Source organism: Flammeovirga sp. SJP92, assembly GCF_001583495.1.
In the GTDB taxonomy this organism is placed as follows: Bacteria; Bacteroidota; Bacteroidia; order Cytophagales; family Flammeovirgaceae; genus Flammeovirga.
Genome location: NZ_LQAQ01000061.1, coordinates 313610 through 325586, shown reverse-complemented (window position 1 = coordinate 325586; position 11977 = coordinate 313610). Strand labels below are relative to the sequence as shown.

Annotated in this window: 8 protein-coding genes; 5 read left to right on the top strand and 3 right to left on the bottom strand. The window is 36.1% G+C overall.

The window, feature by feature from the left end:
* Window positions 1-6: 6 nt before the first annotated feature.
* From AVL50_RS14020 to AVL50_RS32595, 5 genes are all read left to right on the top strand, one after another.
* The gene (locus tag AVL50_RS14020; protein WP_172826842.1) at window positions 7-1659 is read left to right on the top strand and encodes a RagB/SusD family nutrient uptake outer membrane protein; all 1653 of its coding nucleotides are present in this window, start codon (window positions 7-9) and stop codon (window positions 1657-1659) included.
* 25 nt (window positions 1660-1684) lie between these two features.
* A complete protein-coding gene (locus tag AVL50_RS14015) occupies window positions 1685-3142 on the top strand; it encodes a PKD domain-containing protein (protein WP_157491331.1) in 1458 nt (485 codons plus the stop codon).
* Window positions 3143-3385: 243 nt separating this feature from the next.
* Entirely contained in the window at window positions 3386-5770 is a 2385-nt protein-coding gene (locus tag AVL50_RS14010; protein ID WP_216639048.1) for a glycoside hydrolase family 3 N-terminal domain-containing protein, read from the top strand.
* A gap of 187 nt (window positions 5771-5957) precedes the next feature.
* Window positions 5958-6797: a family 16 glycosylhydrolase gene (locus AVL50_RS14005; protein WP_082795814.1), complete on the top strand. Its 840-nt coding sequence runs from the start codon at window positions 5958-5960 to the stop codon at window positions 6795-6797.
* An 8-nt stretch (window positions 6798-6805) separates the two neighbouring features.
* Window positions 6806-8653: a family 16 glycosylhydrolase gene (locus AVL50_RS32595; protein ID WP_157491330.1), complete on the top strand. Its 1848-nt coding sequence runs from the start codon at window positions 6806-6808 to the stop codon at window positions 8651-8653.
* A gap of 162 nt (window positions 8654-8815) precedes the next feature.
* Here the strand turns inward: AVL50_RS32595 and AVL50_RS13995 are convergent, their stop codons facing one another.
* The 3 genes from AVL50_RS13995 to AVL50_RS13985 form a co-directional block, all read right to left on the bottom strand.
* On the bottom strand, window positions 8816-9238 hold the full coding sequence (locus AVL50_RS13995; protein WP_062617114.1) for a hypothetical protein: 423 nt from the start codon (window positions 9236-9238) through the stop codon (window positions 8816-8818).
* Between the two features lie 429 nt (window positions 9239-9667).
* Window positions 9668-9946, bottom strand: coding sequence for a Bor/Iss family lipoprotein (locus tag AVL50_RS13990; RefSeq protein ID WP_157491329.1), 279 nt, complete (start codon window positions 9944-9946; stop codon window positions 9668-9670).
* Window positions 9947-10126: 180 nt separating this feature from the next.
* Window positions 10127-11866: a cellulase family glycosylhydrolase gene (locus tag AVL50_RS13985; protein WP_062617112.1), complete on the bottom strand. Its 1740-nt coding sequence runs from the start codon at window positions 11864-11866 to the stop codon at window positions 10127-10129.
* Window positions 11867-11977: the final 111 nt, after the last annotated feature.

Genomic DNA, 11977 nt, shown 5'->3' with positions numbered 1-11977 from the left:
ATCAAAATGAAAATTAAAGATATATTAATCGCGGGAGGTCTTGTATTGGGAGCAATGTCAATGACTTCATGTAAAGATTATTTAGAGCTTACTCCAAGAGATTCTCAAACTTCTGATACATTTTTCAGAACATCAGTAGAGGCAAAACAAGCTTTGGTTGGTATCTACGAAAAACTACGCTCAGATTATAATAGAGTAGAAGAAAGATCTACACCAAACGAAGTAAGAATGTTTGATATGGCCATGGGAGATGACGCCATGGTTGGTGGTGATCCATCAGGTCAGGATATGCTTTATTATCAAGAAATCAGTAAGTTCAGAGCACAAACCAACAGTGATGCGGCTAAAGTAGCTTGGGATAAATGTTTTGGAGGTATTCAAAGAGCAAATACTTTATTAGCTAACTATGATAATATCGAATTTAGTACTGCTGAAGAAGATCTTAAAAATAATATCAAAGGCGAAGCTTTATTCTTAAGAGCTCACTATTACTTTGAGTTAGCACGCTTGTTTGAAAATGTCCCGATGTACACTGATATCTTGGTGGGAGATGCATGGAGAGAAGTAAAACAAGTTTCTCCAGACGAGTTATACGCTCAGATTGCAAAGGACATGACTGAGGCTATTCCATTGATGGCTGAGACTATTCCTGAAGGAGAAGAAGGAAGATTGACAAAATACGCAGCGGAAGCAGAATTGTTGAAAGTGTTCTTATTCTACACTGGATATTATGCTAAGAGTGAGTTGCCTGTAAAAGATGGTACAGCATTGACAAAAGCAGATATGGTAACTGCAGCTGATGATGTTATCAATAATTCAGGAGCCGTATTAGCAACTAATTATGCTGATTTGTTCAACCAAAACGGTAATTATAACAAAGAGGTGATTTTTGAAATTGCCTTTGCAAATACAGGTTCAGGTGATTGGGGCGATTGGTCTTTTGGATCTATCTTATGTCAAATGTCTGGTCCTCGTGCACACACTTCTGATTCTTTCCAACAAGGATGGGGTTTCATGGCTCCAACACGTGATTTGGAAAATGCTTTTGAAGATGATGACCTTAGAAAACCAGCTACAATTAAATACTCAAAAGATTTGATTGATGAGGCAGGTTCTACTTACCAAGCACATTATAATTTCACTTCAATGCATACAAACAAGTATACAACACATACTTGGAACAAAGCAGAAGTGAATACTGAATTGAACTGGGCACAAAACTATCATTACATCCGTTTAGCAGATGTTTTATTAATGGCTGCTGAGTTGAATTTAGATACAGACGCCGCAAAAGCTTCTGGTTATTACAACCAAGTTCGCCAAAGAGCAGGTTTAGGTGCTAAGTCAGCAGTTTCATTAGCAGATATTCAACAAGAAAGAAGAGTTGAATTAGCAATGGAAGGTCACCGTTACTTTGATCTTTTAAGAAGAGGTTTGGATGAAGCCGAAAGTGAAATCAATGTAACAGGTTATACTCTAACACCTCCTACTGATGAGTCTGCTCAATACGTTGACGCGGCAGGGAATAACATGACAGGTGATATTGGAGATCCTGAAACATACAATGTGACTTTTGATAGAGCAAAAAGAGGTTTCTTGCCAATTCCACAAGTGGAAATTGATTTACATCCTCTATTAGTACAAAATGCTGGTTATTAATCATCACCTCTAAAGAATAAAAACAATGAAACAATATATATATTCATTATTAAGCTTTGTCATCCTAATGGGGATGGCAGGCTGTTCAACAAGTGATCCGGAAGTAGGACCAACTCCAACAGAAGCCGATTTATCATTTACAGTCACTCCAACGGCTGATAATCCTAATATCATTGAATTTGCCAATACAACTTCAGGTTCAATTGCGTTCTGGGATTTCGGTACAGGAGCAACAGCAAAAGGTGAAACTGTTACAGCGGAATATGCTGTGGAAGGAGACTATGAAGTGACAATGACTGTGATTATGAGCGGTGGTCAGGCTTCAAAGACACAAACAATCAACATCGCACAAACGGATTTTACTTTATTAGATCGTGATGATTACAACTTCTTGACTGGAGGTGGTTCTAATTTAGAAGGTAAAAACTGGGTGTTTGATAAAGCGACTTTAGGGCATATGGGTATTGGTGACCCGGCTTTGGAAGATCCTAACTGGTGGGCAGCAGAGCCTAACCAAAAAGATGGTAGAGGTGCTTATGACGATGTGATCAACTTCAACTTGAATGGCTTTAAGTATACGCTAACAAATAATGGAGATTCTTATGCTAAAGATTACATGGCTGATTGGTTTACTTCAAGAGGCGGTACTTTATTAGCAGATGATGATGACCATACTTATGCTATCGATTTCAATGACCAAACTGCATGGACTTGGTCAATCTCTGATAAAGACGATGGTAAATATTTATCTTTTGGAGGTGATGCTTTTCCTGCTTGGCATACAGGTGGTACAGAGTATAAGATCATGAAATTGACAGAAGATGAGTTATACTTAAGAACAATTGGTGGTGATGGAAATGCTTGGTACTATGGCTTTATTCGTGAAGGGTTTGAAAGACCAGTTGCCCCCCCAGTAGAGAAACCATTGGAAGTAAAAGACTTGTTTGATGATTTTGCAGGCAACACTAATACAACTTTCGTAACAGATGCAGATTTAGTATTTACTGTTGGTGTTGAGAATTTTGATAACCTTGGAAATTCAGCAGAATCAGTTGGGAAATATGAGAGAACTAACACTGAAGGTGATGGTGGATGGTGGCAAAACTACCAAACAGAACTACCTTATAGATTAGATTTAACGACAAGAAATAAGTTCTCTATGAAAGTTTACTTCTTACGCAGTAATGATTTCACAACGCCATCTCCTGCAGATAAAACTCCAGATTGGTTAGGTGAAGTAGCTATGGCACCAACAGTGGCTTTACGTTTAGAAGATACAAAGCAAGGTGGCAATGCATGGCAAACAAGAGCAGAGTCTGCTTATACAGTAGGTGAGGATGAGATGGGACATTGGATTGAAATAGAGTTTGATTTCTCAGCACAAAGTGAAAGAACTGATTTCGATAAAGTAATTATTCAAATTGGTGGAGAAGGACATATCCAGCCAGGTACATTCTATATCTCAGATTTCAAATTACTTTAAGAATTGAAGACTTTAGGTTGCTAAATATATAGGAAGGGAATCTCCATCGATTCCCTTCCAAAAAGTGTCTTGTTGATAAGTTTTAGAGTATGTATGCTTCATTTTATACTTTTTTAGAGAATTAATTAATAATTGAAAAATTCAAAAATATAGTGTAATAATCACGTATATTTGAACAGCTAAAAATTATAAATGAATATTACTTATTCTATCACTTTAACTACCTAAATTTATTATAAGAAAATGAAACAAAATTGGACTAAGGGTATTGCATCTCTTGCTTTGTGTGCGGTACTGTATGGATTTAATACCCCAGAAATTTCAACTCCTGAAAAAAATACAGAAGAGATTGAAATGATTGTAAATAGTAACCTAACTATCGACGAAAAAGTAGAAAAGATTCTTCACCAATTATCTCTGGAGGAAAAAGTGGGTCAAATGACGCAGATAACTCTTGATGTTATTACCAAAGGAGAAAATGTATTTGTAAGCGACGAACCTCTTAAGCTGGATAAGAAATTGTTGGAAGAAGCAATTGTGAAATACAAAATTGGATCTGTACTTAATACGGCTAATAATAGAGCTAGAACCACTGATAAATGGAATGAGGTAATTTCTCAAATCCAGAAAGTAGCAATGAAAGAAATTGGTGTCCCAGTATTGTATGGAGTAGATGCAATACATGGTACCACTTATACTGCTGGGGCTACATTTTTCCCTCAGCAAATTGGAATGGCGGCCACTTGGAATACGGAATTGAACCGTCAGGGTGCTGCAGTAACAGCTTATGAAACGAGAGCAAGCTCAATTCCATGGGATTTCTCGCCTGTATTGGATATGGGACGTAATCCTGCATGGCCACGTATTTGGGAAACATATGGTGAAGATGTTTACTTGACTTCTCAAATGGGTATTGCAGCAGTAGATGGTTATGAGGGAGAGAACAACGACCTGTCTGATAAAACAAAAGTAGCCGCTTGTATCAAACACTTCTTAGGGTATGGCAGTGAAAGATCAGGAAAAGATAGAACACCGTCTTACTTGCCTGAAATTGAATTAAGAGAGCATTATTTGCCTTCATATAAAGCCGCTATTGATGCCGGAGCTCATACTATCATGATCAACTCCGGTATTATCAATGGCACTCCAGTACATGCTAGCTACAAGTATTTGACGAAGTTGTTGAAAGAAGAACTTGGTTTTAAAGGGCTTGTGGTGACTGACTGGGCAGATATTGAAAACTTGCACAATAGAGATAAAGTAGCGGATACTCATAAGGAGGCCGTTAAGAAATCAATCAATGCAGGTATTGATATGTCTATGGTTCCTTACAACTTCAAGTTTGCTGAAATGCTTGTAGAACTTGTCAATGAGGGTGAGGTGCCAATGTCAAGAATTGATGATGCGGTTCGTAGAGTATTAAAGGTGAAAATGGAACTGGGATTATTTGAAACTCCCTATCCGTCTAAAGGAGATTACCCTAAGTTCGGAAGCAAAGAACATGAGCAAATTGCTTATAATGCCGCTTCTGAATCAATTACTTTATTGAAGAACAATGATAATATTCTTCCTCTGAAGCAAGGAACTAAAGTATTTGTAGCAGGTCCAAATGCGAACTCTATGCGTACATTAAATGGCGGATGGACTTATTCTTGGCAAGGCGAAAAAGTAGAAGAGTTTGCTCAAGATTACAATACAATTTTAGAGGCTGTTCAAAACAAGTTTGGAAAAGAGAATGTCGCTTTTGCTTCAGGTGTAGAGTACAATCATGAAGGATTGTATCACGAGGAGAAGAACATTGATATTGATGCAGCTATAAAAGCTTCTGAAGGTTCTGATGTGATTCTATTGTGTTTAGGAGAAAATACTTACACAGAGACTCCTGGTAATTTGCACGATTTGTACATTTCACAAAATCAAAGAAAATTAGCAGAGGCATTGGCCAAAACAGGTAAGCCTGTTGTATTGATTTTAAATGAAGGACGTCCGCGTTTGATTTCACAATTTGAAGAAGATATGGCTGCAGTTGTACATACTTACCTTCCTGGTAATTATGGAGGTGATGCATTGGCAGATATTCTAGTAGGTGATGTGAATCCAAGTGGTAAATTGCCATACTCTTACCCAATGTATCCAAACGCTTTAGGTACTTATGATCACAAACCCTCTGAGGCTTCAGAAAAAATGGAAGGAATGTACGATTACAACTCCTCTTTACCATTCCAGTATCCATTTGGCTTCGGTTTAAGTTATACTACTTTTGATTATTCGGATCTTAAGATCTCTAAAAATGAAATCACTCCTTACAGCGACTTCAAAGTTTCAGTGACCGTGAAAAACACTGGAGATGTTGAAGGCAAAGAAGTAGTGCAGCTATATACAAAGGACCTTTACGCTTCGATTACACCAGACAATAAGCGTTTGAGAAGATTTGAAAAAGTCAGCTTGAAGCCAGGTGAGTCAAAAGTGGTAGAGTTTACTTTAAATGGTAAAGATTTAGCTTTTGTGGCAGAAAACTTGAAATGGACGGTTGAAGCTGGTGAATTCAAATTAATGATTGGAGATGAGTCAGTTTCATTAAATGTTTCAAAGACTGTTGAATTCGAGAAGAACTACTTCGAGAATTAAACAATAGATGAATAGGATAAAGGGAGTTTGATTCGTTGAACTCCCTTTTTTTATCAAGAGTTCCTGCTGCTTCAATAAACTTCCACTTTTGTACTGTACTGTTCAATATTAAATAATGTGATCTTAAAGCGTATTCTGAGTCTGACTAAAAAATAACACAGTTTATGCTCCTATTCAATTCAAGAAAATGAAAAACTTAATAATAAACATAATGTTGTTGTCTTCTTTGATTTCATGTGAAGTTAAAAAAGATCGCCTGACTGAAACAGCGGACCTTCAGGAATACCAATTGGTGTGGTCTGATGAGTTTGACTATGATGGACTTCCAGATTCTTCAAAATGGGGTTATGATATTGAAGGAAATAAAGAGAAATGGGGAAATCAAGAATTACAAGCCTACACTGCTAATCGTACAGAAAATGTAATTGTAAAAGATGGGCATCTTACCATCACTGCACTTAAAGAAGAATACCTTGATCCTGTAAGTGAAGAAAAGTTTGAATTTACTTCTGCACGTCTTCATTCTAAAGGAAAGGGAGAGTGGCAGTATGGCAAGTTTGTGATCAGAGCAAAGCTACCCTCAGGAAGAGGAACCTGGCCTGCCATATGGATGTTGCCAGAAGAAAGTAAGTTTGGTGATTGGCCCAAAAGTGGTTCTATCAATATTATGGAACATGTTGGACATGAAAAAGATCATATCTATGGTTCTGCCCATACTGAAGCTTATAATCATTCAATGGGGTCTCAAAAAATGGTAGGTATTTACATTGCTGATGCCGAGGAGGCGTTTCATGAATACAAACTTGAATGGGGGCCTGAACAGTATTCTATTTATGTGGACAATGAAAAATACTTTACATTTAGAAATGAACATAAAACATTTAAAGAATGGCCTTTTGATCAAAAATTCCATCTGTTGTTTAACCTAGCTGTAGGTGGTATGTGGGGTGCTCAAAAAGGTATTGATAAAGATATATGGCCCCAGCATTTATTAATTGATTATGTACGTGTATACCAACTTAAATGAAAACAACTATGAAAAATATAGTACTACTTCTCTTTTTCTCTCTATTAATACATCCTATTCAAGCTCAGGAATGTTATGAATTAGTTTGGTCTGATGAATTTGAATATAACGGAGCTCCTGATCCTGAGAAATGGAGCTTTGATATAGGAGGAAACGGCTGGGGCAATAACGAAGATCAATATTACACTGATCGTTTGACAAATGCACAAGTATCTGGAGGTGCTCTGAAAATTACCGCCCGAAAGGAAAGTTTTGGAGGCAAGTCTTATACTTCTGCAAGAGTAATTTCAAAAAATACGGGTGATTGGCTCTATGGAAAAATAGAAGTGAGAGCCAAACTTCCAACAGGGCAGGGAACTTGGCCTGCCATATGGATGTTGCCTACAGACTGGGAATATGGTGGATGGCCAGCATCTGGTGAAATTGATATTATGGAACATGTTGGATATGACCAAAATGTGGTTCACGCCACAGTACACACAGAAGCTTACAATCATTCCATAGGAACTCAAGTCGGTAAAAGCATTACTGATTTGGATGTATCTACAGCTTTTCATACTTATAAATTGGAATGGACAGAAGATGAAATAAAGGTATATCTTGATGATCAGCAATATTTCACCTTTTCAAAGCATGGAAATTATCAGCAATGGCCTTTTGATAAACGTTTTCATCTCTTGATGAACATTGCCATGGGAGGCAATTGGGGAGGGGCAGGAGGCCCAACTGATGATTCAAAATTACCGGCCACAATGGAAGTGGAATATGTAAGGGTTTATCAAAACATAACACCTGAGTTAAGTATTACTGGACCAAAGGTTATCAGCAAAGGAGAACAGTCTATCTACACGGCCTCTGGGGCTATAGGAGAAGTGACTTGGACTTTACCTGAAGGAGCGGAGATCATAGCTGGAGAAAATACAAATAAAATTACTGTACTCTGGGGGGATGAAGTTAATGGATCAACCATTACTGCTTCTGTAGCAGGGGAGTGCAATACCTATACTTCTTCTTATGATTTGAGTATCAACCAAGGTGTACCCACTCAATCAACATTAACTTTTAATTCTAATAATGAAAATGGAAGCTCATTATGGCTGACGCAGGCACAGGTAGAAGGTAGTTCTGATGCTGTAGATCCTAATTTTGAGGTGAGTAGCAATGATACGTTGACTTGTGTGAAATTTGATGTCAGTGATCCAACTTCAAATCCTAGAATTGAATACCACTTTAAGGATATTTATTCCTTCGAGAATCATAATAACTTTAGTATTAATTTAAAATTCGGAAAAGGATTAGCACCCAAGATGTTGAGAATTGATTTATTGGATGCTTCTGGTAATGTGATTGATGGGGATATTTTTGAATCTAATTTTAATCAGCTAAATGATGATTGTAACCTATGGAGTTTGAGTTATCAATATGATCCCTCAAAACTGGATTTGAAAGAAATTGGAGGTATTAGAATGTATATCAATTACGGTATTTTTTCAACTCCGAAAAGAGGAGCTTTTGAGATAGGTAGTTTTACTTTTTCTGAAAGTGAGAGTTCAGACACCAGAATCACAAGTGATGATAATTGTGGTTGTATCGATGATATTCCCTTATCTACAGACAGCTTTTCGAATGAAAATGTAAGAGTGTATCCCAACCCAATTTCAGGAAATGGATCATTAAAAATATTTGGAACAAGTGTTGACGAGATTGAAATTATGGACCTTCAAGGTAGAGTTATAGAACATTATAAAAATGTAGTTAATAACACAGTACAATTAGAGCAGTTAAGTGCAGGACTTTATATTATCAATGCTTATTCGAAATCAGAGCAAATAACATTAAGAATGATCTGTGAGTAACAGTTTTATTTTCCAATAAATTAGGGTCGAAGTATTATACTTCGACCCTTTTGGCTATAATGAATTTTGAATGTCAGCTTAATTATCAAAGCTTAAAATAAACTAATGATAGTAGGACATATTGAAACTAAATTGTCAGTTGTTAGTAGTTTATTAAGATCTTTATACTAACTCTTTTTCAAGAACGTCTGCCCAAGTTTTCATGTAAGTGATAGCGTCCTCTTTACTGCCTTTTTGCAAATACCTAAATCCACCAGGCAGTTCGCTCAGTACTTTTGTATTAGAAAGGTATTCTAAGTGAGGAATATCTTGTACTTCCAGACCTGCATCTAGCAGTGTATCTATCATATTGTCTACAGGCATACCACTTGCAGGACAATAGTCATGGGCAAATTCACTCCACTCGTCTAATTTTTGACGCTGTGCGGTATAGTAAATATCTTTGGAGTCCATAGGAGTAATTGCTTGGACTAAATGCCCACAATTGCATTTTCCTACATGTCCCCAATTGTAATCTTTTCCTGATGCTATATTGGAGGCTGCTTCTCTTAATTTATTGATCAGTAGTGTGTTGGGTTTTGCCATGTTTTTATGAATAAGATGTGAAACATAAGTACCAACAAAGAATCAATTTCATGATAAGGTAAGCTTCTTGACTATGCTCAATACTTCTTCTGATTCTCTAGTACTTGCAATAAGAATTTTGTGTTTAAGATGATGGTTTTAATAATTTAATTTTTTTTGGGAGAATTCCTTATTTATCTGGTTTTCATGTAATATTCATCAAAAAAAGGGATTGTTATAACTGAAAATTATAACAATCCCTTTAAAGCATGTTTAAAACATCTCTTTTAGTAAACATTCACGCTTTCAGAACGGGAGTTTATGAATTTCATCAACTATAGAACCACTATTTTTTCAGAAATTAATTTCCTCACAACCTAAAATGGAAAATATTTACTTCTAAAAAATATATTCCAAACATGCTCTTATGAGAGTAAACCGATGATCAATTTATTTTTTTGGGATATAATAAATAGTTTGTGTTGGTGAATAAATACCGAAAGTGACTCCACTGACAAGTCCATTTAGGAAACTAGTATTCGTTTTAATAACATAGTTTTCTTGATTATCAGGTAGATAATCTGAAGGGTTTTGACGAGCGTTGTCTAATGGAACTAGTCCGAAAAGTAAATGATTGGTCCAGACTTTATTAACTTCTTCTAAAGTGTCTGTAGGTTTTGCGTCACCGACAAATAGTCTAGTGTTATAACACGACGTAAGCAACGTCATAAGGACAAGTCCTGCTATTAATTTTTTCATTTTTATTTAAGTTTTATAGTTAGCTCTCACAGCTAAAAATATCTAAGAATTTACGACTAATAAAAGAGTCCATCATTCCATTAGTGATTTTCTTATTTTATGAAAAAAAAACCTTCATTTTCTACAATTGAAAATGAAGGTGACTTGCTATTATTTTGATTCAATCTTAAAACTTTTGAGCTGGAGGTCGCCTTTGATAATGTAAAAAATGATTGTATTCTCTCCTTCTTGTAACTTAAGAGTTTCTGATTGTATGGTTTTCCAGTTCTTGGAAGTACTTGGCAGTGTAGTAATGATATTTTCAAGACCAGAACTTATTCGAACCTTGGCCTCTTCTCCTTGATTCTGATAGGTTATTTTAATGATGCTACTTTGCTTCTTGTTGGTTTTGATGGTGTATTTCATCCATTCGCCTTCTTCAGTCCATGCAACAATAGGAGTATTGTCTACAATTTTTATATCTACTCCATCATTTCTATACTGAAAACCAGTATTCCAAAGTGCTCTTTCTGCATTCATATCAATATGGTAGTTTGCTGAAATCTTGTCATAATAGGCAAAATGATTCTTGCCCATGTCATAATCTGCAAAAAGAATATCCTGATTGGTTTTGTGCTCTTTGAATGGTTTTGTTTTGTCATTGTTGATCTGACCAATCATAGCATAAATTACATCATTTGCCACTTCACAGTTTTCAATTTTATGGCTTTCAGCATAGTCCATAACTGCTTGGAAAGTTTCCTCTCCTGATAAGTTCTCTCCTTTTTCCCATGCACCAAGAAGCTTATAATAAGAGTCAGGTGTTTTTACTTTCAAAACGTTATTGACACGTTGCTTTTTGACCGGCCACCATGACCATCCAATATTATTTTTCTCAAAAAGTGAAATACAATCAGAGAACCATGTATTAGAATTTTCACCTGCTTCACTCATCCATAGAGGCATTTGATATTTTTCTCTCATATCAATCCACCCTTGAACAGAAGCGTCAGTATTAAAAGTCCAGTATTTATGGAAGGTTATTGCCATATTGTCGTCTGCATTTTTTAAATCATGTTGGTCGAAGCTTTCATAATTATTGCCCCAGCAGTTACCAGAAATATAGACAATATGGTTTTTATCCACAGTTCTGATTGCTTTCGTTAACCTTGCATGTAAGTCCCAAATTTCATCATTATCATTACAGCCACATCCATTATCCGATCCAGTGTTTTTGAATTTCCAATTGGGTTCATTGATAAGATCATAACCTCCCACCCATTTTTCATCTTTATAGCGTTTAGCGATTTTTATCCATAGCTGTTCTAATTTCTCTTTGTTTAATTCACTATCCCATAGAGAGGGGAGCGATTCATCATAATCAGAAATATTGGCATCCTTACCTTGACCACCTGGCGCTCCATGCATATCAAAAATCAGATACATTTCATTTTCAGTACACCATTCCATTAATTTGTCTGTGTAATCAAATCCTTCCTTTAACCAAGTATGCTTAATTTTCCCATTTTTCACTTTTTCCGCTTCAATCGGTAATGTGAACCATTTGTAGTGAAGGGCAACTCTTACCGCATTAAACCCCCAAGCTTTCATAGAGTCGAGGTCGGTTTTTGTGAAATGGTTTTCCAGCCAAACATCATAAAACTCAGCAGTTTTCTCCTTGCCTATATTTTCTTCGAGTTTAGTTCTGAACTGTGTATGCGTATTGATTTTTGCATCGGTGGACTGCATCATATAACCTTCTTGAATCATCCAGTTGCCAGTACCAATACTTCTTATGATTACAGGTCCGTTGTTATTGACGATCTCTGTGCCTTCAGTTCTTAAAAAGCCTTGTGCAAAACACTGAAGGCCTATAATTGATAGTGTGATAGTAATAAAATAACGTAACATTTCATTTATTTATTTAGATCAAAAAATACTTTGTATTCTGTAGTAATATCCGCTTTTTTAAGCACAATTCCTTGTTAAACTATATCAATAATAATTATCTTTTTTAAGGTC